Here is a 24,220-nt window from a genome sequence, read left to right as displayed (position 1 = left end):
TCTCCTGGAGCGCTAGCGTAAGCGCAGGGTGGCGTAGGCATTCCACTGACTGGTGTCGGACAGCACGACTTGCTCGCCGGCGCGCAGCCCGGCACGCACTTCGATGCGGTCGCTGGAGGCGGCGCCGAAGCGCACGCGGATGCGCTGCGCGCGCGCGCCGCCGTCGCGCAGCACGAACAGGCTGCCGGCGGTATTCGGGGCGGCCAGTGCCGGGCGCGGGATGCTGACCACGTCGCGCAGGGTGCCGAGCACGATGCGCCCGTCCACCGACAGGTCCGGGCGCACGCCCGGCGGCAGCGGCGGCGCCAGGCGCACGTCGACCACCACGCTGCCGCTGCGTACCGCCGGGTCGATCCGCGCCACCCGCCCGCCGACCACGCCGTTATGCGTATCAACCGCCACCGGCAGGCCGTCGATCACGTCCTTGGCCAGCACCTCGGCCACCTGCAGCCGCGCCAGCAGGTCGTCCGGGCGCGCGACCCGCGCCAGCTTGGCGCCGGCCTCGACGCGCTGGCCGGGTTCCACGTCCACCTGCTGCAGGATGCCGTCGCTGCCGGCGCGCACCTGCAGCGAAACGGCCTGTTGCGCGGCGATGGCCAGCGCGCTGGCGGCCTGTGCGCGCCGCGCCTGGGCGGCGCGCAGTTGCGCGGCCATGTTCTGCCGGAACGCGGCCACGCGCTGGGTTTCGATGCCGGCGCGGCCGCGCTGCTGCGCTTCGACGATCTGGCTCTGGGTCAGGTCGATCGCCGAGATCGCGCCGCCGTCGTGGCCGCGCCGGTAGGCCTGCGCCTTGATCTGCGCGATCTGCAGATCGGACGCGGCCTGCGCCTGCAGCGCCTGCTGGTCCAGCAGTTGCGAGGCCAGCGCCGCGTGCAGCGCGGCCAGGTCGGCATCGGCGCCGGCCAGTGCGGCGCGGGCGCGGTCCAGGCCGGCATCCAGCTCGGGATTGGCCAGTTGCAGGATCAGCGTGTCCGCCTGCACCCGCGCGCCGGCATCGACCAGTTGCTGCTGCACGGTGGCGGTGGCGCCGGCGGTGATCCAGCGGATCTGCCGCGGCACCAGCACGCCGTTGGCGCGGATCTCGCGGCGCATCTCGCCGCGCGTGGCCGCGTCGATCCACAGCTCGCTGCGGCTTACCTGCGGCGCGGCGCGGCCCGCACCCAACAGGACCACGCCGAGCAGCAGCACGGCCGCCACGGCCAGCGCCAGCCAGCGGCGCCGGTGGCGCCAGATCGAACGGTTGGGAGACTTCGCGATATCCATGCCTACTGCAGAGCAGGCCGCATGCCAATCGGCGAAGCGCGATAACCCATTGAAACGACTGCATGGCGCCCGCATCGGGCGCGGCCGCCGCGTCCGCAAGCGGACGATCGGCGACCGATTACGGACAGTTGCGCGGCGAACCGCGCGCGGTCAGGGCTTTTTTTCGAGCGAAGCGCGGTAGCGCAGCAGGGCTTCCGGCTCGTCGGTCTGGAACGCGCCGATCCCGTCGCGGTACAGCCGCCCCCACACCGCATCCGGATCGCGCACCGCGTCGGCGTCGCCGCCGTAGCCGGCGACGAACCCTTCCCACAGCGTGTTGACCAGCAGCCGCACTTGCTGCTGCCTGGTCAACGCGGCCAGCGCCGGCAACTGCTCGGCGCGCATCCGCGGCAGTTCGATCGCCACCGGGCGGACCTTGCCGCCGATCTGGGTGCGCACGGTCTGCAGCAGGTCGTCGGTGCCCGGCGGATTGAGCAGCACCGGGGTGAAGTTGATCTGGTCGAACGGCGGCAACGACGCCAGCGGCTGGCTGTACACGCCGGCCTCGGTCTTGAGCACCACCTGGCGCTGCATGCCCGCACGCCGCACCGCGTCCGCCACCTCCGCATAGATCGGCGCCTTGACGTCGAGATTGAGCATGATCCGGCCCTTGGCCGCGGCCAGCATCTGCTCCAGGGTCACGGGATGCTGGTCGGTGAGCGGCGCATCGGCGCCGCCCTCGTCGTCGCGCAGGCGCAGCCGCGACAGCTGCGCCCAGGTCAGCTCGGCGACCTTGCCGCTGCCGTCGGTGGTGCGTTCGACGGTGGCGTCGTGGAACATCACCAGGGTGCCGTCGGCGGCGCGGCGGATGTCGGTTTCCAGCATGTCCACGCCCAGCGCCACGCAGCGCTCCAGGCCGGACAGCGAGTTCTCCGGCGCATGCCCGGGGAAGCCATGCGCGGGCGCCGGATTGTGGCAGCCGCGATGGGCGACGACAAAGATGCCGCCGGCGGGATCGGCCAGGCGCGCCTGGCTGGCGGCGCTGCCGGCGGGGGCCGCAGCGACGGGACCGGTCAGCGCGCTGCCCAGCAGCAGGAGCGGCAACAGAGTGGATTTCATGGCGATGGGCGTCCGAAGGATTGAAAGGGTTTAAAGAGAAGGCGTGAAGCGGATGCCGAACCAGTAGGTGGTCGGCACCGAGTAGGTGTCCTTCAACAGGTTCTCGCCCGGCCCGGTCACGCTGGTGATGCGGCTGTGGGTGACGTTGCTGACCTGGCCGACCACGCTGACCTGCTTGTTGATCGCATAGGTCGCCGACAGGTCCAGCTGCGAGCGCGGCGCCCAGTACAGATCCTGCCAGTCGATGTTGCTGACGATGGCGCGCAGCGCCTTGCCCTGGCGGTTGTAGGCCGCGCGCAGCTCCAGCCCGCCGACGCTGTAGAACAGCGAGGCGTTGGCGGTGTAGCCGGGCTGGCCGACCAGGCGATCGACGCTGCGCTGACGCTGGCTCACGTTCGGCGCGCTGCCGACGCTGTACGGCACGTCCATGCCGCCGTCGAACAAGGCCAGGTTGGCGCTGCCGCCCAGCCCGGACAGCGCCGGCACGCCGGGCAGCAAGGTGTTGAGCACCGCGCTCAGTTCCAGGCCGCGGATATGCGCCTTGGACGCATTGGCCGGGGTGCTGATCAGCACGTTCGAATAGGTGGTGCCGTTGTAGCTGAACTGGTCGGTGCGCGACAGAGTGAAGATCTCGTCCTGGATGCGCTTGTCGAACACCGCCGCGGCCAGCATGCCGTCGACCTCGTCGGGCAGGCGCCATTCCAGCGACAGGTCCAGGTTGGTCGACACGCGCGGCTTGATGTCGGGATTGCCCACGGTCACGGTCACGCCCTGGGCGTTGGGATTGCCGGCATCGGTGCTGTTGACGAAGCCGATCGAGGTGCGCGCGGCGTAGGCGTCGTAGGGCGGACGGCCGAGCGTGCGACTGGCGCCGGCGCGCAGGTCGAGGCGCTCGCTGAGGTGGTAGGTCATGATCGCCGACGGCAGCAGGTTGGCGTAGTGCGAATCGGTCGGCGCATCGACGTAGACGTACTTGCCGCTGGCCGTATCCAGCTGGCGCTGGCGGCCGACGGTGGACTGGTCGGTGTCGTCGTAGTGCAGGCCTGCTTCCACGTTGAACGCCTCGGCACGGTAGCTGACCAGGCCGTAGGCGCCGAAGATCTTTTCGGTATGGGTGAAGTTGTCCTGGTTGCTGAAGGCCGACTGATCGGTGCTGTTGAACGCGCTCAGCGGCGTGGACTGCAGCACGTGCCGCGCCTTGTTCGGATCGATGGTGATCAGGTTCAGGCCCAGATAGCGCAGCGGCGCGTTGGACGGCGCCAGCACGTCGGCGATGTTCAGTGCCGGCGCGCTGCGGTTGGGCTCGTAGTCGTCGCGGTAGATGTCGAACGACGGCTTGTCGGTGGTGTACGACACGCCGGCGCCGAAGCCCAGGCCGCGGTCCTGCTCGCCCTGGTTGAAGCCGTAGTCCAGGCGTCCGGTGAGGATGCGGTCGCGCGCGCTGCGCTTGTAGTCCGGGCGCCAGTACAACAGGCTGTAGTTGTCGTAGTTGGAGTACGCCTGCGGCGCCACCGGGAAGCGCTGGTTCAACGCCGAGGTGTCGTAAGTGAAGGCGTAGTCGGCGCTGGGAACAACGGTAACGCCGGGGCCGGTCTGGCCGACCGGAACCGCCGCCGGGCGCGATGCGCCGGTGACGTACTTGAACATCTGGATCGGCTCGTCGTAGGTCGCATCCGACCACGAACCGCGTGCGGAAAACATCTGGTGGTCGTCCGGCCGCCATTCCATGCCGGCCTGGCCGAGCTTGGTGCGGGTGGTGGTGATCTGGTTGGAATAGCCGACCTCGATGTCGCCGGCCGGATAGCTGCCGGAGGTCGCGGTCTGGTTGGCGACGCGGTTGCGGTTGCGCGGATCGATGATCAGCTCGTTGCGCTGCATGTCGTCCTTGAAATAGTAGTAACCGGCGGTGACGTAGGCCTGCAGGTCGGCGCTGGGATGCGCCTCGAACTTGCCGGTCAGGCCGTAGCGGTCGCGCTTGTCCATCACGTACCAGTACTTGTCCTGCTGCGGCACCGCCCAGCCGTTGCCGAGGTTGCTGCCGCTGAGCAGCACGCCGTTGCCGTCGTAGAACCCGTAGTGCACCGTGTCGGTGGTCATGTGGGTTTCGGTGTAGCTGCTCAACGTCTGGTAGTTGCCCGACAGGGTCAGGCCGTATTGCCGGTCGCTGCCGAAGGTGGTGCTGCCGGTGGCGCCGAGGCGATAACCGGGATCGTCCTGGTCGCGCGGCTTGCCGACGTCGTTGGCATGGCCGAGCGAGGCTTCGCTGGTGAAGAACGGCTTGCCGCCGTTCTCGAACGCGCTGCGCGTGCGCAGGTTGATCGCGCCGCCGGTGGCGTTGGGATCCAGGTCGGGAGTGAAGGTCTTGACCACCTGCAGTTCGCTGACCATCGACGCCGGCAGGATGTCCAGGCGCACGCCGCGGGTGATCGAGCCGAGCGTGCCGTTCGGCGTGCCCGGCGAGGCCACGGTCAGGCCGTCGATGGTGACGTTGTTGTAGGACGGGCCGAGGCCGCGCAGCACCGGCGTGGCGGCCTCGTCGCGCGGATGCTCGTTGTCGGTCGCCGGCAGCACCGACAGGCCGGGGATGCGGCGCAGCGCCTCGACGATGGTGGTGTCCGGCAGCGCGCGCACGTCGGTGGAACTGACCACGTCGGTGATGTTGGTCGCCGCGCGCTTGCTCTCCATCGCCGCGGCATTGGCCTTGCGCACGCCGGTGACGACGACGCTGTCCAGGGTCTTGGCCGCGCCCGCAGCGGCGGCGGCCGGCGGCGATGCAGCGGCCGGCGCAGCGGCGGCGATATCGGTGGTGTCGCCGTCCGCGGCGGAAGGCGGCAACGGCCTCGTGGCCTGCTGCGCGAGGGCGGCCTGGCAACTGGCGGCAAGCAGGCACACCAGCAACGTGCGCTGGTGGCGGTGGTGCGATCGCGTCATCTCGTATCCCCTGGAAAATTTCAAAATTAATTAATAACTTCAAAGTAGTTAATTTTATCCAGGGGGCGATGACAGGCCCATGTCACCGGGTTGGCAGTTGCGAGAGCGGCGGGTTGGCTGCAGGTCCGCCGCTGCGGGCGCCAGGTGTGGGCGATGGAGTCCAGGGTGTCGAGAGCGCGGCGGAGGGATTGGAAGAGAGAGGGCGGTGGAAGCGACCGCCTGGCGATGCCGAAAACGTTCAAGGCTTCGCCGTACCCTCATCCGCCCCTTCGGGGCACCTTCTCCCGCAGGGAGAAGGGAGACGCCGGCAGGTGCGGACGGCGCCGGATGCAGGGACTGCAAGCAACAAGGCCACGAACCATCCGCACAATGCGCCGCTAGCGATTGTCCAGCACGGCGCGGCAGCGCCGCGACGGTGGCGCCGCGACGGTGGCGCACGGCACACAGCCGCCCAAAACGACGATAGGGCCGCAAGGGCCCTATCGTCGTCTCCGTTCTACCTGCGGCCGGCACGCTGGCGCGTGCCCGGACCGTCGCCCGCTAGGGCTGCACGACGCTGATCGTGCCCGGGTTGCTGCGCCCCACCCCGCGCAGGTCGGGACGGTACATGTCCTCGACCAGCGGCGGCGGCACCGTGTAGGTCCCCGGGGTCACCGCGCGCACCAGGTAGAACACCTGCGCCTTGCCGCCCTGCGCCAGGCTCAGCGCGGCCACGTAGCGGTCGTCGCGGAACTCCTCGTGCTTGACGTCGGCGGCGTTGGAACGGTCGCTGATCTCGATGCCGTCCACCACCACGTCGGCCCACTGCTTGGCATCGCCCAGATTGAAGTTCTCGATCTCCAGGCCGGCCGGCAGCAGGTCGGTCAACAGCGCGTCGGGCATGCCCACGTTGGAGGTGATGGTGACGCGCACGATCAGCGCCTCGCCTTCCTTCAGCGGCCGCGGCGTCCACGGCTTGCCGTCGGTGCCGTACCACTCGCGCTCCACCTTCAGCGTGCTCTCGTCCACCTCCGGCGCCTTGCGCGGGATGCCGGCGATTTCCAGGCTGGCGTACAGCGGCGCCTCGCCCTGCGGCACGAAGCTGACCCCGCGCGCCAGCTCGGCCTCGCCGAACTGGCGGCCGAACGCCTTGGCCGCGCCGATCGCCTCGCTGCTGTCGCCGACCGCCAACTGCCCGGACACCAGCTTGCTCTGGTTGACCAGCAAGGCCTTGCCCATCCGCGCAAGGGCCACCTGCTCCTGGGTGCTCAGCCACAGCCAGCCGCTGCGGCGGCGCGCGTCGATCTCGCGGCCCAGCGCCACCGCGCGCGCGTCGTACTCGGGCTTGGCCAGGCCGCGCTCGTGCAGCAGCGCGATCATCAACGCGTCGTCGCGGATCACGCTGCCGTAGTCGCCGAAGTAAGGCGGGCGGTCGCCGCTGTCCTTGGCGAAGCCGGCCGCGATCGCCGCTTCGCCGCGCTTCTTGTCGCCCTGCAGCGACAACGCCACGCCCAGGTGCACCAGCGACAGGCCGGTCAGCGCCTTGCCGCGGTCGTTGTCGTACAGCGCACGCAACGTGCCCAGCGGCGCACGATTGACGCGGGCCAGCACGTAGCCGGACCAGGCCTGGTTGGCGAACTTCAGGTTCTCGCGGCGGTCCTGGCCGTAGAAGTTGTTGCCGCCGGACAGCAGGTCCTCGCTGAGCCGGTTCAAGGCCTTCTGCAGCACGTTGTCGGGCACCGCGAAACCGGCGTCCTTGGCGTCGAGCAGGAACTCGGCGATGTACGGGGTCAGGCCCGGATTGACGTAGCCGTCGTCGCCCCACATCGAGAAGTGGCCGCTGGAGATCTGCATCGAGGCCAGCCGGCCGAACGCGCCTTCCATGCGCTCGCGGCGGGTCGCAGCGTCCAGCCCCTTGGCGCCGAGCAGCCTGGCGGTGGCGTCGTCGAGCAGCAGCGCGGCGTAGCCCTTGCTGGTGGTCTGCTCGGCGCAACCGTACGGGTAGTTCAGCGCGCCCTGCAGCGCGCTGGCGAACGGGATCGGCGGCAACGCGCTGACCAGCATGCGCGCGTTGACCGAACCGGCCATCAGGCCTTCGGCATCGCTCATGCCCAGCGTCACCGGCGCCAGCGGATCCAGCACGCGGGTCTGCGCGCGCAGCACCGACGGCCACGCCGCGCGCACCGGCAGGTCGTAGCGGCGGTCGACGCTGAAGCCGTTGCCGTCGACCCGCACCCGCACCTTGGCCACGGTGTAGCCCTCCTGCGCCACCAGCGGGAAGCTGAGCGTGGCCTTGCCGTCCTTGCCGAGCTTGGCGCTGCGCGCGTTCTCGGCGATCGCCAGCGGGCCTTCGCCGTCCACCTGCACCTTGAACTCGCCCGCCTGCCCGGTGAAGTTCTGCACGTCCAGGGTGACCGTGCTGCGGTCGCCCGGCGCCATCACCCGCGGCATGCTGGCCTCGGCCACGATCGGCGCGCGCACCAGCGTCTCCACGTCGCGGTTGCCGTAGCGCTCGTCCGAATACACCAGCGCCGAGACCCGCAGCGTGCCGTTGAAGTCCGGCACCGGCAGCTGCACCCGCGCGTTGCCCTTGGCGTCGAGCTTCACCGAACCGGAGAACAAGTCCACGGTCTGCACCCGCGCGGTCGGACGCTTGGCCTGCGGCAATGCCGCCAATGCCATGTCGCCGCCGAAGCGCAGCTTGCCGGTCCCGCCCTCGAAGCTCTCGATCACCCGGCCATAGATGTCGTACGCGTCCACGCCCAGGCGCCGCTGCGCGAAGAACTGCGCGTTGGCGTCGGGCACCGGGAAGCGGGTGATGTTGAGGATGCCCACGTCCACCGCGGAGATGGTCACGTGCGCCTGCTTGCCGGCCAGTTCCGGCACGCTGACCGTCACCGGCAGCGGCTGCTCCGGACGCATCTGCTTGGGCGCGACCAGGCCCACCGCCACGCGCCGGGTCTTGCGCTCCATCGGCACGAAGGCCACGCCGACCGCACGCGCCGGGGTGATCTTGCTCGGCGCCGAACCGCCGCGGAACACCAGCGCGGTGACGTAGACGTCGTGGCGCTCCCAGTCCTTGGTCACCGGGATCTCGAAGCTGCTGCCCGGCTTCACGTCGATGTCCTGCACGTACAGCATCTTGTCGCTCTCGACCATCAGCACGCCGGGACCGGCATGCGGCGGGGTCAGGGTGACCTTGAGCGTGTCGCCGGCCTTGTAGCCGGTCTTGTCCAGCGCCAGCTTGACCTTGTCCGGGCGCGCGTCCAGGCCGCGGTTCTCGTCGTTCCAGCTCCAGCCGGCGCGGAACGGATAGCGCGTGGTCAGGCCGGTGGACGGATCGAACACGTCCACGCGGTACTCGCCCCACTCCACCGGGAAATCGAACTTGGCCGCGGCGCTGCCGGCATCGACGGTGATGGTCTGCTTGTTTTCGAAGCGGCGGGTGAAATCGTAGTCCCAGCGGTTGTCGGCGAACGCCCAGTGGTAGTCGCGCAGCTCGCGCACCAGGGTCACCTTCAGCCCCTTGGCCGGCTGCGGCTTGCCCTGCGCGTCGACCCGCATCAGCTCGAAGCGGGCGTTGGCGTTGGCATCGGCGCCGTCCTTGTCGTCGAACAGCGGGCGCACGCCGACCAGCGCCGGCGCCGGCCACAGCACGCGCTTGAGCGTGCGGGTGACGGTGCGACCGCCGGTCTCGTACACGCTGGCCGAGACCAGCGCGGCGATGGTGCTGGTCGGCTTGGCTTCGTCCGGCAGCGCCAGGTCTTCGGCGATCTTGCCGTCGGCGCCGAATTCGGTATCGATCACGTCCTTGGCTTCGCGCGGCAGCTGCAGCGTCGAGTCGCCGAAGAAATAGCCGGGCAGCGACTCGACCGGATGCTGCTCGACCGCCACCGCCAGCTTGGCGGTGAAGCGGTTGCCGTCGGCCGGCGCGCCGTACAGGTAGGCGGCGGTGGCCTGCAGCTTGAACGGCTCGCCCGGCTTGAGCGTCTTCTGCGCGCTGTCCAGGTCCAGCTTCATCCGCTCGGGCAGGAACTCCTCGATGCGCAGGGTCATGCCCTGCACCGCTTCCTTGCTGGACGGATCGGTGCGGAACTCCACCTGCCAGCGCCCGGTCGGCGCATCGGCGGGAATCAGCTGCTCGAAGCTGAAATAGCCCTGCTCGCCCGGCTGCAGGCGGGTCTCGCGGAAGATCTTGCCGTCGGGCTGCTTCAGCCGCAGGAACACCGGCTGCGCCCCCTTGCCGCTGGTCGCCACCGGCTTGCCGTCGTTGTCGCGCAGCAGCGCCGACACGCGCACCGTCTCGCCGGGGCGGTACAGGTCGCGGCCAGACCAGGCGAACACGTCGAACCAGGCGTTCTCGCGCCCGGCCACGGCGAACTCGCTCAGGTCCAGCGCCGGCTGGTTGAACGGCAGCATCGACAGGTCGGTGCCGCTGCGCGCCACCAGCACCTGGCCGGCGTCGAGGGTGTAGTTCAGCAGCGCGTTGCCGTTGGCGTCGGTCTCGCCCTTCAGGAACAGCTCGCCCTTGGCGTCGAGGATACGCAGTTCCACCTTCTTCAACGGCTCCCCGCTCTGCAGCGAGGCGGTGTGCACGAACAGCTTGTCCTTGTAGGCGCGCGCGTGCAGGCCGATGTCGCTGACGGTGAAGAACGCGGTGTCGTATTCGTTCTCGAACCGGCCCGGGCGCTTCATCACCGCGAAGTACAGGCCCGGTTCCTGCAGTTCCTTGATGTCCTGGATCGGCAGATAGGTCAGCGCGCGCTCGTTCTTGTCGCCGCCGAGCACGAAGCGGTTGACGTAGACCGACTCGGCCAGCTGCGAGATCGGGGTGTGGTCGCTGTAGTCGCTGTCCATTTCCCAGCTGCCGCGGCGGCCGCCGCGCTGGTACTGGGCGAAGAACGCCGGCAGCGAGCCTTCCTTGACCCGCATGAATTCCACGTCCACTTCCGGCACGTTGAGCGACACCACCGGCAGGCCGCGGCTCTCGCGCGCCGGCAGCACGCTGCCCTGCGAGGCGAAGCCGACCGCCGGCTCCAGTTCGCCGGTGTAGACCTTCTGCTTGAGCGGCTTGCCCAGGCGGCTGCCGTCGGCGGCGAGCAGGTCCGCGGAGATCAGTACGGTGTAGTCCTTGGCCGCCTCCACGTACGGATAGCGCAGGGTCTTGCCGTCGTCGGACAGCGACCAGGCGCTGTCGTCGGTGCCGACCTTCTCTTCGAAGCGCAGCAGCTTGTCGAAGTCCTGGGTGCCGACCAGCGGCCGCGAGAACTCCAGCGCCAGCGACAGCCCGTCGCCCTTCTGGTCGGGATAGGCGCGAACCAGGCCGAAGCCCTTCATCGCTTCCTTCTGGCCCTTGACCGGCTCGCCGCTGGCGTCGGGCAACTGCCCGGATTCGTTGCGCTTGCAGCCGCCCAGTGCCAACGCCAGGCCCAGCAGCAGGAAGGTGCTCAACAACCCTGCGCGCAGGAGGCGCCACTGCCGCTTCGAATCCGTGTGCATACGTTCGCTCCGTGAAAGTGGCGCGAGTATAGAACGCGGACGCGACCGCCGGAGACTCGAAATCGAGATTGCGGACGCGGCGTTCGCCGGCGCCCGGCAAGGCGGCCGGGGACGGCGGCGGGCGCCCGCCGCCGGACCGTGCACGCGGCGATTTCTGTGTATGCGGTGCGGGCTCTGTGGAAGCAGCCGATGAGGCCACAGGTTACCCAGACCGGATGCCGTCGGGACTGAAGTCCCTCCCACAGTGCACCCGACCAGTCGGCCGCAAGCCCTTGTAGGAGTCGGCCGCAAGCCCTTGTAGGAGCGGCTTCAGCCGCGACGAGCGGAGCCTGGAATCGCGACGGTTCGGCCATCGGTCGGGGCTGAAGCCCCTCCTACAGTGCACCCAGCTGGATGGCCGCAAGTTCCCTGTAGGAGCGGCTTCAGCCGCGACGAGCGGAGCCTGGAATCGCGACGGCTCAGCAATCGGTCGGGGCTGAAGCCCCTCCTACAGTGCACCCAGTTGGATGGCCGCAAGTTCCCTGTAGGAGCGGCTTCAGCCGCGACGAGCAGAGCCTGGAATCGCGACGGTTCGGCCATCGGTCGGGGCTGGAAGCCCCTCCTACAGTGCACCCAGTTGGATGGCCGCAAGTTCCCTGTAGGGGCGGCTTCAGCCGCGACGAGCGGAGCCTGGAATCGCGACGGTTCGGCAATCGGTCGGGGCTGAAGCCCCTCCTACAGTGCACCCAGCTGGATGGCCGCAAGTTCCCTGTAGGAGCGGCTTCAGCCGCGACGAGCGGAACCTGGAATCGCGACGGTTTCGGCAATCGGTCGGGGCTGAAGCCCCTCCTACAGTGCACCCAGCTGGATGGCCGCAAGTTCCCTGTAGGAGCGGCTTCAGCCGCGACGAGCGAAGCCTGGAATCGCGACGGTTCGGCCATCGGTCGGGGCTGAAGCCCCTCCTACAGTGCAGCCGGTTGGATGGCCGCAAGTTCCCTGTAGGAGCGGCTTCAGCCGCGACGAGCGAAGCGGCGGACTCGCCGCCGCCTCAATGCAGCAAGCGCTGCATGTACAGCGCGATCAGCCGCGACCGGTCCAGCGCAAGGCAGACCTGGGCGTTGGCGGCGCCGGGCGCCGCATGGCCGCCATCCGCCGAACCGTCGACGGCCGCAGCGCCGCCCGCCGCGCTCGCGCCAGGCGGCACTTCCCGCGTATACCCCTGGTCGTCGACCGCGATGCGCAACGGCACGGTCGGGCACAGGCTCGGGTCGAGCAGCTGCGCCACCGGCACCACGTCGAACAGGGTCGGCGTGGCGCTGGCCCAGGGCTGGTCGGTGTCGCGCCACTGGTAGTAGAGCTGGGTCAGCGCATCGGTCAGCGGATCGCCATGCGCGAACAGCGCCACCCGCTCCGGTTCCTCCAGGGTCACCTGGGTCGCGTCCAGCGGCAGCATCACGATCGGCACGCCGGCGGCGAACACGCGCTGCGCGGCGCCGATGTCGGAGACGATGTTGTATTCCGGCGCCGGCGCGCTCGGCGGCCGGTAGCGCGACTTGCCATAGCCCGCGCGCACCGACCCGCCCATCAGCACCACCTGCTTGAGCTGGGCGAAGCCCTGCGGGTCGCGCTGCACGGCGCGCGCCGCATCGGTCAGCGGTCCGAGCACCAGCAAGGTGACCTGGCCGGGATGGCGCCGCGCCTGCGCCAGGATGAAGTCCGCCGCGTCCGGCGCCTTGCGCGGCAGCGTGCCCTGCGCCGCCCAGCGCGCCTGGCTGAAGGGAATCGTGGAGGTCGTGGCATGGCCGATCGCCAACGGGATCTCGCTGCGCCCGGCCTGTTGCAACAACCGCTGCAACAACTGCGCACGCAGTGCGGTGTCGCCCCAGGCCGAGGCGATGCCGAGCACGTCCAGCTCCGGGCTGCGCAGCAGCAGCGCCAGCGCGAAGGCATCGTCGATGTCGTCGCCGATGTCGGTGGACACGACCACCTTCTGCGCCGCAACCGGCCCCATGGCCGCGTCCGCCGCAGTGCCGGCTGCCGCGATCGGCGCCAACGCCAGCAGCGCCAGCGCCGCCCACCGTTTCAGACTGCGCATGCGCGCCTCCCATAAAAAGAAACCGCCGGCATGATAGCCGGCGGCCCCTGGTTCATCGCATCGCTGACACGCCGATCAGAAATTGGCGCGGAACTGCGCGCCGACGATCCGCGGATCGTTGATGAAGCCGGTGAGGTTGTTGAAGTCGATCGCACCGGTGGCGCGGATCTGGTTGGTGCAGTTGCGGCAGAACACCGACACCTCGTACGCGCCGGCGCCCCAGTTGTAGCCGATCTTGGCGCCGCCTTCGAGCAGCGGCTGGCCGACGAATTCGCGCGAGTCGTACAGGAAGAAGTTGATCTCGCTGCGGTAGGACCAGTCGGTGTAGAAGAAGAACTCGGCGTCGTCGCCGACCGGGATGCCGTAGCGCAGCGTGGCGTTGCCCATCCACTTGGCCGCCTGCGGCAGCACGTTGCCGTCGATGATGGCGTTGCCGGCGGCGTTGAGCGGATCGGTCACGGTGCAGGTGCGGCACACGCCGACCGACAGGGTCGGATCCTCGATGCGGGTCCAGTTGTAGGCGCCGCCGAGGGTGAAGCGCAGGTTCTGGGTGAGCAGCGCCTCGAAGTCGAACTCGGCGCCGCGCGCCTTGGACTTGTCGGCGTTGAGCAGGCGCACGTCGTTGGAGGTGCCGCCGACCGCGGTCAGCTGCTGGTTCTTCACCTGGAAATCGTAGATGTCGAAGCTGATCCGCGCGCGCTTGTCGAACAGGTCGGACTTGATGCCGATCTCGTACGAGTCCACGGTCTCCGGCGCTGCCACGGTCAGCGGCGCGGTCGCCGACGGCACGCCGAAGCTGGCGCCGCGGAAACCGCGCGCGGCGCGGGCGTAGACGTTGACGTTGTCGTTGATGGTGTAGGTCGCGCTGACGTCGCCGGTGACCTTGGAGTTGTCGGTGCTGCCGGTGGACGGCTCGAGCAGCGTGACGCGATCCAGCGCCAGCACGTCGAAGGTCTTCTTGTCGTAGGTGTAGCGGATACCGGCGCGCAGGTTCAGGCGATCGGTGGCCGCGTAGTTCAGCGAGCCGAACGCCGCCCACGAGGTGTTGCGCTGGCGGGTCAGCTGGTAGCTGCTGAGGGTGCCGCCGCCGAAGGTGTCGTAGGTGTAGTTCTCGCCTTCCACCGAATCGTGGAAGTAGTACAGGCCGGCCTGCCAGTTGAGCGGGCCGGCGTACTGCGACTCGGCGCGCAGCTCCTGCGAGTACTGGTCCAGGTTCTTGATGCCGCCGGCGGTTTCCACCGGGAACGCGATCACGCCGGGGCCGGACGGCGGCGCGAACACCGCGCCGTAGCCGCCGTCGATGTCGCCGCGGCTGTAGTACTTGCCGATGCCTTCGTAGCCGGTGATCGAGTGCAGCACGATGTCGCCCAGGTCCCAGGTCAGGTTGGCGCTGCCGCCGTAGGTCTGCAGTTCCTGGGTGTTGCCGCCGTCGATGGACACCTTGTCCGGATCGAAGCCGTCGACCAGCTTGTTGCTGCCCGGCTGGAAGATGTTGGCGCGGAACAGCCGCGCGGTGCCGTCGAGATGCCGCGCATGCGCGTTGAACAGCGCGCTGAAGTCCTCGCCCGGCTGGAACAGCAGCTGCACCCGCACCGCCGAGTCGGTGTAGCCCTCGAACGAACGGTTGTCCACGGTGTTGTCGACCCAGTCGTCGCGGCGCTGGCCCAGCGCCGACACGCGCGCGGCCCACTTGTCGCCCATGGCGATGCTCAGGCCGGTTTCCATGGTCATGGTGCCGTAGGTGCCGTAGGACAGGCTGGCGTAGCCGTCGTTGGCGCCGATGCTCGGCTTGACCGAGTTGAACTTGACCACGCCGGCGGGGGTGTTGCGGCCGAACAGCGTGCCCTGCGGGCCGCGCAGCACTTCCAGGCCTTCCAGGTCGAAGATCGGGAAGCCCTTCAGGAACGCGTTCTCCGCCACCACGTCGTCGTACACCAGCGACACCGGCTGCGAGGCGTAGGTGTTGAAGTCGGTGTTGCCGTAGCCGCGGATGTAGAAGCGCGGGAACACGCGGCCGTTGGAGGATTCGACATTGAGGCTGGGCGCCTTGCCGGCCAGCACGCGTACGTCCGAGCCGCTGGTGGCGATCGCGTCCAGGTATTCCGGGCGCAGCACGCTGGCGGAGATCGGCACGTCCTTGGAGTCTTCCGAACGCCGTTCGGCGGTGACCTTGACCGTGTCCAGGCGGGCGACCCCGTCCGTGCTGTCCGCCTGCTGGGCGGCGGCGGGGAACGAGAGGGCGGAAACGACGGCTACGGCAAGTGCGCTGGTGCGCAACGACCAACTGGCGGACATGGGGACTCCGGAGTGGAATGGGCAAGAGCGAATGCGCGTCGCCGGCAAGCGATGCCGCGCCGCAACATAATTAACACAAAATACACACGCTTTGCATGTCCCGGTCACTTGAACGTGTTAAGGCTGCAAGCGCGCAATGGGCTGCCACATATGCCCTGCAGGTGCACTGTCCAGACGCCCCAGGTCTATCAACATCGCACTGCGGATTTCCGGCTGGCCGGCGCCATTGCGGCCTCGGCCGTGCAACAGCGCGCGCCGCTGCGCCTTACCCGCCCCTGTAGGAGCGGCTTCAGCCGCGACAGCAACTGCGGTTAGAACGTGTCGCGACTGAAGCCGCGCCTACAGGAACAAGACCCGGATTTGCGGCGCCACAGCGATGCGGCCCTGCCGCCGGCGCTGCCGGCTCAGCAGATATCGCCCGGCACCCGCACCCAGCCGTCCATCAGCACCCGCGCGCTGCGGCTCATGATCGCCTTGGTGACGCTCCACTGGCCGTCCCCCTGCTGCTGCGCTTCGGCGCCAACCCGCAACGTCCCTGAAGGATGGCCGAAGCGCACCGCCTGGCGTGCGCCGCCGCCGGCCGCGCGATTCACCAGCGTGCCCGGGATCGCCGCGGCGGTGCCGATCGCCACCGCGGCGGTGCCCATCATCGCGTGGTGCAGCTTGCCCATCGACATCGCCCGCACCAGCAGGTCGATGTCGGCGGCGGCGACCGGCTTGCCGCTGGAGGCGACGTAGTCGGCCGGCGGCGCGACGAAGGCCACCTTCGGCGTGTGCTGTCGCGTCGCCGCGTCTTCCAGCCTGGCGATCAGGCCCATGCGCAGCGCGCCGTAGGCGCGGATCGTCTCGAACCTGGCCAGCGCCTGCGCATCGCCGTTGATCGCGTCCTGCAGTTCGGTGCCGCGGTAGCCCAGCGCCTGCGCGTCGAGGAAGATGGTCGGGATACCGGCGTTGATCAGCGTCGCCTCGAACGTCCCGACGCCCGGCACCTCCAGCGTATCGACCAGGTGGCCGGTGGGAAACATCGCCCCGTCCGCGCCGTCCTCGTCCGCGGCCGGATCGAGGAAGTCGAGCTGGACCTCGGCGGCCGGGAAGGTCACCCCGTCCAGCTCGAAATCGCCGCTCTCCTGCACCGCGCCGGCCACGATCGGCACCTGCGCGAGGATGGTCTTGCCGATATTGGCCTGCCAGATCCGCACCGTGGCCGTGCCGTCGTGCGGAATGCGCGCCGCATCGACCAGCCCGGCGGCGATCGCGAACGGCCCCACCGCCGCCGACAGGTTGCCGCAGTTGCCGCTCCAGTCGACGAACGGGCGGTCGATCGCCACCTGCCCGAACAGGTAGTCCACGTCGTGGTCCGCGCGCGCGCTCGGCGCCACGATCACCGCCTTGCTGGTGCTGGACGTGGCCCCGCCCATGCCGTCGATCTGCTTGGCGTAGGGATCGGGGCTGCCGATCACCCGCAGCAGCAGCGCATCGCGCGCGGCGCCGGGCACCTGTGCGGCAGCGGGCAGGTCCTGCAGGCGGAAGAACACGCCCTTGGAGGTGCCGCCACGCATGTAGGTGGCAGGAATGCGGAGCTGGGGAAGGTGGGACATGGCGTTTTTCCGATCGACGTACAGGCGGCGAGTAGCTCAGGGGTTGGCGGGAATCTCGGCCTCGACCAGCTGCGCCAGCAGGGTCAGCGACTCCTGCCAGCCGAGATGGCAGAACTCCACCGGGATCTGCGCGGGGATGCCGTCCTGGACGATGTCCAGCTCGGTACCGCAGGCCACCGTGCGCAGCTTGACCGTCACCATCATCTCGCCCGGCAGGCCCGGGTTGTCGAAGGTGTCGGTGTGGCGGATCAACTCGCCCGGCACCAGCTCCAGATAGGTGCCGCCGAAGGATTCGCTGGTGCCGGCGCCGAAATTGCTGAAGGAGATCCTGAAGCTGCCGCCCACGCGCGCATCCAGGGCGTGCACGGTGGCGGTGTGGCCGTGCGGCGGCAGCCATTTGGCCAGCGCCGCCGGCTCCAGGAACGCGCGGTAGATGCGCTCGGCCGGCGCGCGCAGGACGCGGTGCAGGCGGACGGTACCGGTCTTGCCGTTGCTCATGATGGTGTCCTCAGCGGTGAAGGCGCGCATCAGGATGGCACGCGCCTGATGACACCGACGAACGGGTCAGGCGATTTTCGACATGTCCAGGAAATCCTGCGCGAAGCGCTGCAGCACGCCACCGGCCTCGTAGATCGCCAGTTCCTCGGCGGTGTCCAGGCGGCAGGTCACCGGCACCTCCACGCGGGTACCGTCGGCGCGGGCGATGGACAGGGTCAGCGTCGCGCCAGGGGTGCGCGCGCCGAGCACGTCGAACACCTCGCTGCCGTCGATGCCCAGGGTCTTGCGCGTGGTGCCGGGCCGGAATTCCAGCGGCAGCACGCCCATGCCGACCAGGTTGGTGCGGTGGATGCGCTCGAAGCCCTCGGCCACGATCGCCTCGACCCCGGCCAGGCGCACGCCCTTGGCCGCCCAGTCGCGCGAGGAGCCCTGCCCGTAGTCGGCGCCGGCGACGATCAGCAGCGGCTGCTTGCGCGCGATGTAGGTTTCGATCGCCTCCCACATGCGCATCACCTGCCCTTCCGGCTCCAGCCGGGTCAGCGAACCGCGCTGCGGCTGGCCATCGACCACGGCCATTTCGTTGAGCAATTGCGGATTGGCGAAGGTGGCGCGTTGCGCGGTGAGGTGATCGCCGCGGTGGGTGGCGTAGGAATTGAAGTCCTCTTCCGGCACGCCCATCCGCGTCAGGTATTCGCCGGCGGCGCTGTCGGCCAGGATCGCGTTGGACGGCGACAGGTGGTCGGTGGTGATGTTGTCGCCGAGCACCGCCAGCGCGCGCATGCCGCGCAGCGTGCGTTCGCCAGCCAGCGCGCCTTCCCAGTACGGCGGGCGGCGGATGTAAGTACTTTGCGGACGCCATGCGTACAGCGGCGCCACCTGCGCGGCGGCCAGCCCGCTGCGCGCGAACATCGGCTCGTAGACCTGGCGGAACTGCTCGGGCTTGACGCTGGCGGCGACGATCGCGTCGATCTCCGCGTCGCTGGGCCACAGGTCCTTCAGCGTCACCGGCTGGCCGTCCTTGTCCACGCCCAGCACGTCCTTCTCGATGTCGAAACGGATGGTGCCGGCGATCGCATACGCCACCACCAGCGGCGGCGAGGCCAGGAACGCCTGCTTGGCGTAGGGGTGGATGCGCCCGTCGAAATTGCGGTTGCCCGACAGCACCGCGGTGGCGTACAGGTCGCGTGCGATCACCTCCTGCTGGATCGCCGGATCCAATGCGCCGCTCATGCCGTTGCAGGTGGTGCAGGCGAAACCGACGATGCCGAAACCCAGCTGTTCCAGCTCCGGCAGCAGCCCGGATGCTTCCAGGTACAGCTGCACCGCCTTGGAGCCCGGCGCCAGCGAGGTCTTGACCCATGGCTTGCGCAGCAGCCCGCGTGCGTTGGCGTTGCGCGCAAGCAAACCGGCAGCGATCACGTTGCGCGGATTGCTGGTGTTGGTGCAGCTGGTGATCGCGGCGATGATCACCGCGCCGTCGGGCATCAGCCCCTGCGCCTGTTCGGCCTTTCCGGATGCCAACTTGGCCTCGTCGGCGATGCCGCGCGCGGCCAGCTCGCTGGTCGCCACGCGCTTGTGTGGATTGGACGGGCCGGCCATGTTGCGGGTCACGCTGGACAGGTCGAACTGCAGCACGCGTTCGTACTGCGCCGCGACCAGGTCGTCGGCCCACAGTCCTGCGACCTTGGCATAGGTTTCCACCAGCGCGACCTGCGTGTCGTCGCGGCCGGTCAGGCGCAGGTAGTCGATGGTCTGCCGGTCGATCGCGAACATCGCCGCGGTGGCGCCGAACTCCGGGGTCATGTTGGAGATCGTGGCGCGATCGCCCAGGGTCAGCGCGGCCGCGCCTTCGCCATGGAACTCCAGGTAGGCGCCGACCACCTTCTGCGCGCGCAGGAACTCGGTCAGCGCCAGCACCACGTCGGTGGCGGTGATGCCCGGCTGCGGCCGCCCGCGCAGCGCCACGCCGACGATGTCCGGCAGGCGCATCCACGACGCGCGCCCGAGCATCACGCTCTCCGCTTCCAGCCCGCCGACGCCGATCGCCAGCACGCCCAGCGCATCCACGTGCGGGGTGTGGCTGTCGGTGCCCACGCAGGTATCCGGGAACGCCACGCCGTCGCGCACCTGCACCACCGGCGACATCTTCTCCAGATTGATCTGGTGCATGATCCCGTTGCCCGGCGGGATCACGTCGACGTTCTCGAACGCGCGCTTGGTCCAGTCGATGAAGTGGAAGCGGTCGGCGTTGCGGCGGTCTTCCACCGCGCGGTTCTTGGCGAACGCGGCCTTGTCGAAGCCGCCGAATTCCACCGCCAGCGAGTGGTCCACGATCAGCTGCGTCGGCACCACCGGATTGACCTGCGCCGGATCCCCGCCGCGCTCGGCGATCGCATCGCGCAGCCCGGCCAGGTCCACCAGCGCGGTCTGGCCGAGGATGTCGTGGCACACCACGCGCGCCGGAAACCACGGGAAATCCAGGTCGCGGCGGCATTCGATCAGCTGCATCAGCGAAGCGTCCAGCGTGGCCGGATCGCAGCGCCGCACCAGGTTCTCGGCGAACACGCGCGAGGTGTACGGCAGCGCGGCATAGGCGCCGGGCCGGAGCGCATCGACCGCGGCGCGCGCATTGAAGTAATCCAGCGAAGTGCCGGGCAGGGAGGTGCGGTAGTGGCTGTTCATGGCTGGCTACAATAGAAATAAAGCGAAGGCTGACCCTTCTCCCATCGGGAGAAGGTGCCCCGAAGGGGCGGATGAGGGTACGGGCGAAGCCTAATGCGAATGAGAGCCCACATGAGGCGGATGAGGGTACGAACGAAGCCTGGTGCGACCAAACGCCACGAGGCTGCGCCCGTACCCTCACCCCCTACCCCTCTCCCGACGGGAGAGGGGAGCAATCAACTGCGCCGATCGATCGGCACGAACGTCTGATCCTCCGGCCCGGTGTAGTTCGCGCTGGGGCGGATGATCTTGCCGTCGATGCGCTGCTCGATGATGTGCGCGCTCCAGCCGGCGGTACGCGCGATCACGAACAGCGGGGTGAACATCGCGGTCGGCACGCCCATCATGTGGTAGCTGACCGCGCTGAACCAATCCAGGTTCGGGAACATCTTCTTGATCTCCCACATCACCGCCTCCAGGCGCTCGGCGATGTCGTACATCTTGCGACTGCCCTGCGCGTCGGACAGCTCGCGCGCCACGTCCTTGATCACCTGGTTGCGCGGGTCGGACACGGTATACACCGGGTGGCCGAAGCCGATGATCACTTCCTTGCGCTCGACCCGCGCGCGGATGTCCGCTTCCGCCTCGTCAGGCGTGTCGTAGCGCTTCTGCACCTCGAACGCGACCTCGTTGGCGCCGCCGTGCTTGGGCCCGCGCAGCGCGCCGATGCCGCCGGCGATGGCGCTGTACATGTCGCTGCCGGTGCCGGCGATGACCCGGCAGGCGAAGGTGGACGCGTTGAACTCGTGCTCGGCGTACAGGATCAGGCTGGTGTGCATCGCCTGCACCCATTCCTCGTGCGGCTTGAAGCCGTGCAGCAGATGCAGGAAATGGCCGCCGATCGAATCGTCGTCGGTCTCCACCTCGATGCGCCGGCCGTTGTGGCTGTAGTGGTACCAGTACAGCAGCATCGAGCCCAGCGACGCCATCAGCTTGTCGGCGATGTCGCGCGCGCCGGGATGGTTGTGGTCGTCCTTCTCCGGCTGCACGCAGCCCAGCACCGACACGCCGGTGCGCATCACGTCCATCGGATGCGCCGACGGCGGCAGCTGCTCCAGCGCCGCTTTTACCGCGGCCGGCACTCCGCGCAGCGAGCGCAGCTTGGCCTTGTAGCCGCGCAGCTCGCTGTTGCTGGGCAGCTTGCCGTGCACCAGCAGGTAGGCGATCTCCTCGAACTGGCTGCTGCGCGCCAGGTCCAGGATGTCGTAGCCGCGGTAGTGCAGATCGTTGCCGCTGCGGCCCACCGTACACAGCGCGGTGTTGCCGGCGGCGGTACCGGACAGGGCCACCGATTTCTTCGGCTTGAAGGCCGGAGCGGCCTGACTGGCGTTGGTGTCGTTCATGCGTTGTCTCCCGGGTAGCTCGGTCGTGTCATCGAGGCGGATCAGGGCGCGTGCGCGGCCGGTGGCGGGGTACCGCCGCGCTCGAGCAATTGCTGCAGCATGGCGATCTGGCGGTTCTGCAGGTCGACCAGCGTCGCCCAGTCCTGCTCGCGCAGCTGGTTGAGCTTCTCGTGCACCTGCAGGATTTCCAGCTCGGATTTGATGTTCACTTCGTAGTCGTTCTGCGCACGCAGGCGGTCCACCGCGGCCTGGCGGTTCTGGCTCATCATGATCACCGGCGCCTGGATCGCGGCCAGGCACGACAGGCACAGGTTGAGCAGGATGTAGGGATACGGATCGAACGCGTGCGCCAGCACCAGGCTGTTGAGCGCGATCCACGCCAGCAGCACCAGGCCGAAGCCGATGATGAAGCTCCAGCTGCCGCCGATCTCGGCGACCCGGTCGGCGATGCGCTCGCCGAGCGTGCGGTCGCGATCGGCCTGCTTGACGATGTCGCGCGCCACGTGGCGCTTGGCGATGAAGCGCTCCACCACCTCGCGCTCGGCGTCGGGCAGTTTCTCCAGTTCGGTCTGCAGCAGCTGCCGCGCGGTCTGGCGGCGGTCGATGCGGCCGCGTGGCGGCATGGTGCCGACGTGGGTGTTCATGGACATGCTCGGACAGGGGAACCGGCGTGGATCATGCGCCCTTGCCGGCGAACAATGCGTCCAGGCGCTGCTCGAAGGCGTGGTAGCCGATGCGTTCGTACAGCTCCTCGCGGGTCTGCATCGTGTCCACCACGTTCTGCTGGTGGCCGTCGCGGCGGATCGCCGTGTACACGGCCTCGGCGGCCTTGTTGGCGGCGCGGAACGCCGACAGCGGGAACAGCTGGATCGCCACCCCGGCCGATGCCAGTTCCTCGCGGGTGAACAGCGGGGTCTTGCCGAATTCGGTGATGTTGGCCAGCACCGGCACCTTCACCGCGTCGACGAAACGGCGGTAGGTGTCCAGGTCGTAGGCGGCCTCGGCGAAGATGCCGTCGGCGCCGGCCTCCACGCAGGCGATGGCGCGTGCGATCGCCGCGTCCACGCCATCCACCTGGATCGCGTCGGTGCGCGCGATCAGGAAGAAGGCGGCATCGGTCCTGGCATCGGCCGCGGCCTTGACCCGGTCGACCATTTCGCCCTGGCTCACGATCTCCTTGCCGGGCCGGTGGCCGCAGCGCTTGGCGCCGACCTGGTCCTCGATATGGCAGGCGGCCGCGCCGGCCTTGATCAGCGACTTGATGGTGCGCTCGATGTTGAACGCGCTCGGGCCGAAGCCGGTGTCGATGTCCACCAGCAGCGGCAGCTCGCAGACGTCGGTGATGCGGCGCACGTCGATCAGCACGTCGTCGAGGGTGTTGATGCCCAGGTCCGGCAGGCCCAGCGACCCGGCGGCGACGCCGCCGCCGGACAGATAGATCGCCCGGTAGCCGGCGCGTTGCGCCAGCAGCGCGTGGTTGGCGTTGATCGCGCCGATCACCTGCAGCGGCGATTCGGCGGCCAGCGCGGCGCGGAAACGGGCACCGGCGGAAACGTGCGACATGGCGAACTCCTGAGCGAGGGCGGCGGCCCGCACGGCCGTTCCGCGATGGGCGCCAATCTGGCACCATCGCCCGGGCCGATCAATCTTGATTCAATGAATCAACCTATCAGCGGATCCCCATGTCCCCCGAAGCCGACCGCCACCTGATCTCCGCCGCCGAGGCCTGCGCCCTGCTCGGCATCAGCAGCGCCACGCTCTATGCCTACGTGAGCCGCGGCCTGCTCGGTTCCCGCGCCGGCGCCGACCATCGCAGCCGCGCCTACCTGCGCGCGGAAGTGGAACGGCTGGCGCAGCGCAAGCGCGTCGGCCGCGGCGCCGCGCGCGGGGCCGCGCAGAGCCTGGACCGCGGCCTGCCGGTGCTGGAGACGCGCATCTCGCTGATCCGGCCCGACAGCCCCTACTACCGCGGGCGCTCGGCGGTCGCCGCGGTGCGCGAAGGCGCCGGCCTGGAGGACATCGCGCGGCTGCTGTGGGAGTGCCTGGACGAAAACCCGTTCGCCGCGGCCCCGGTCGCGCCATGGCCGCAACGGGTGGCGCCGCTGGCCGGCGACGCCACGCTGCCGCCGCTGGAACGCGCCATGGCCTGCATTCCGCTGCTGGCCCTGGAACTGCGCCAACCGCTCAACGCCGCGCCGACGGTGCGCCGCGAGATCGCCGCCACCTTGCTGCGGCAGAACGCCGCGCTGCTGGTCGGCACCCAACCGGACACCCGGCCGGTGCATCGCCTGATCGCCGACCGCTGGCGCCCGGGCGATGCCGACTTCGCCGAACTGGTGCGCGCCACCCTGGTGCTGTGCGCCGATCACGAACTCAACGTCTCCGCCTTCGCCGCGCGCGTGGTCGCCTCCACCGGCGCACCGCTGCACGCCACCGTCAGCGCCGGCCTGGCCGCGCTGTCCGGCCCGCGCCATGGCGGCGCCACCGCCCGCGCCCACGCCCTGCTGCGCGATGCCCAGGACGCCGCCGACCCGGCCGCCTTCATCGCCGAACGCTGGCAGCGCGGCGACGACCTGCCCGGCTTCCACCATGCGCTCTACCCGGATGGCGACCCGCGCGCGGCCGAAGTGCTGCGCCTGCTGCGCGAGCGCTGCGGCCAGCATCCGCAGATGCGGCATGTGGAAACGGTGCTCGCCGCGGCGCAGGACTGCAGCGGCCAGGCGCCCAACATCGACGGCATGCTCGCGGCGCTCTGCCTCATCCACGACCTGCCCGCCGCACACGCCCTGGTCCTGTTCGCCGCCGCCCGGCTGTCCGGCTGGCTGGCGCATGCGCTGGAGCAGCAGGCGCTGGGCAAGCTGATCCGCCCGCGGGCGCGCTATGCCGGGGTCATGCCCGAGGGTTCGACGCCGGGCTGAGGG

The 24,220-nt window shown here is 69.4% G+C and carries 13 protein-coding genes; 1 reads left to right on the top strand and 12 read right to left on the bottom strand.

Annotated features, from left to right (window positions below; genetic code table 11):
• Window positions 1-12: 12 nt before the first annotated feature.
• From HDC36_RS20375 to prpB, 12 genes are all read right to left on the bottom strand, one after another.
• Entirely contained in the window at window positions 13-1,263 is a 1,251-nt protein-coding gene (locus tag HDC36_RS20375; protein ID WP_179570689.1) for an HlyD family efflux transporter periplasmic adaptor subunit, read from the bottom strand.
• 150 nt (window positions 1,264-1,413) lie between these two features.
• Window positions 1,414-2,361, bottom strand: a complete 948-nt coding sequence (locus tag HDC36_RS20370) for a glycerophosphodiester phosphodiesterase family protein (RefSeq protein ID WP_179570688.1) — start codon at window positions 2,359-2,361, stop codon at window positions 1,414-1,416.
• A gap of 30 nt (window positions 2,362-2,391) precedes the next feature.
• Window positions 2,392-5,292 (bottom strand): TonB-dependent receptor, encoded by a 2,901-nt coding sequence (locus HDC36_RS20365; RefSeq protein WP_179570687.1) that lies wholly within the window; start codon window positions 5,290-5,292, stop codon window positions 2,392-2,394.
• A 540-nt stretch (window positions 5,293-5,832) separates the two neighbouring features.
• Complete coding sequence (locus HDC36_RS20360) at window positions 5,833-10,770, bottom strand: alpha-2-macroglobulin (RefSeq protein WP_255432842.1); 4,938 nt, start codon at window positions 10,768-10,770, stop codon at window positions 5,833-5,835.
• A 1,027-nt stretch (window positions 10,771-11,797) separates the two neighbouring features.
• The gene (locus tag HDC36_RS20355) at window positions 11,798-12,844 is read right to left on the bottom strand and encodes a nucleoside hydrolase (RefSeq protein ID WP_179570686.1); all 1,047 of its coding nucleotides are present in this window, start codon (window positions 12,842-12,844) and stop codon (window positions 11,798-11,800) included.
• Window positions 12,845-12,919: 75 nt separating this feature from the next.
• Window positions 12,920-15,139, bottom strand: a complete 2,220-nt coding sequence (locus HDC36_RS20350) for a TonB-dependent receptor (RefSeq protein WP_179570685.1) — start codon at window positions 15,137-15,139, stop codon at window positions 12,920-12,922.
• Between the two features lie 404 nt (window positions 15,140-15,543).
• Window positions 15,544-16,737, bottom strand: coding sequence for a 2-methylaconitate cis-trans isomerase PrpF (gene prpF / locus HDC36_RS20345; RefSeq protein ID WP_179570684.1), 1,194 nt, complete (start codon window positions 16,735-16,737; stop codon window positions 15,544-15,546).
• Between the two features lie 36 nt (window positions 16,738-16,773).
• The gene (locus HDC36_RS20340) at window positions 16,774-17,235 is read right to left on the bottom strand and encodes an SRPBCC family protein (RefSeq protein ID WP_179570683.1); all 462 of its coding nucleotides are present in this window, start codon (window positions 17,233-17,235) and stop codon (window positions 16,774-16,776) included.
• 66 nt (window positions 17,236-17,301) lie between these two features.
• Complete coding sequence (acnD, locus tag HDC36_RS20335; protein ID WP_179570682.1) at window positions 17,302-19,917, bottom strand: Fe/S-dependent 2-methylisocitrate dehydratase AcnD; 2,616 nt, start codon at window positions 19,915-19,917, stop codon at window positions 17,302-17,304.
• Window positions 19,918-20,132: 215 nt separating this feature from the next.
• Window positions 20,133-21,299 carry a 2-methylcitrate synthase gene (gene prpC / locus HDC36_RS20330; protein WP_179570681.1) on the bottom strand — a complete coding sequence of 389 codons (1,167 nt, stop codon included), beginning with the start codon at window positions 21,297-21,299 and terminating at the stop codon, window positions 20,133-20,135.
• 41 nt (window positions 21,300-21,340) lie between these two features.
• On the bottom strand, window positions 21,341-21,943 hold the full coding sequence (locus HDC36_RS20325; RefSeq protein WP_179570680.1) for a DUF1003 domain-containing protein: 603 nt from the start codon (window positions 21,941-21,943) through the stop codon (window positions 21,341-21,343).
• Between the two features lie 31 nt (window positions 21,944-21,974).
• Complete coding sequence (gene prpB / locus HDC36_RS20320; protein ID WP_179570679.1) at window positions 21,975-22,862, bottom strand: methylisocitrate lyase; 888 nt, start codon at window positions 22,860-22,862, stop codon at window positions 21,975-21,977.
• 119 nt (window positions 22,863-22,981) lie between these two features.
• Here prpB and HDC36_RS20315 point away from each other — a divergent pair, with 119 nt between their 5' ends.
• The gene (locus HDC36_RS20315; protein ID WP_179570678.1) at window positions 22,982-24,217 is read left to right on the top strand and encodes a citrate synthase family protein; all 1,236 of its coding nucleotides are present in this window, start codon (window positions 22,982-22,984) and stop codon (window positions 24,215-24,217) included.
• Window positions 24,218-24,220 lie beyond the last annotated feature (3 nt).

This window comes from Xanthomonas sp. JAI131 (assembly GCF_013410075.1).
In the GTDB taxonomy this organism is placed as follows: domain Bacteria; phylum Pseudomonadota; class Gammaproteobacteria; order Xanthomonadales; family Xanthomonadaceae; genus Xanthomonas_A; species Xanthomonas_A bonasiae.
This window is presented reverse-complemented; position numbering and strand designations above follow the sequence as displayed.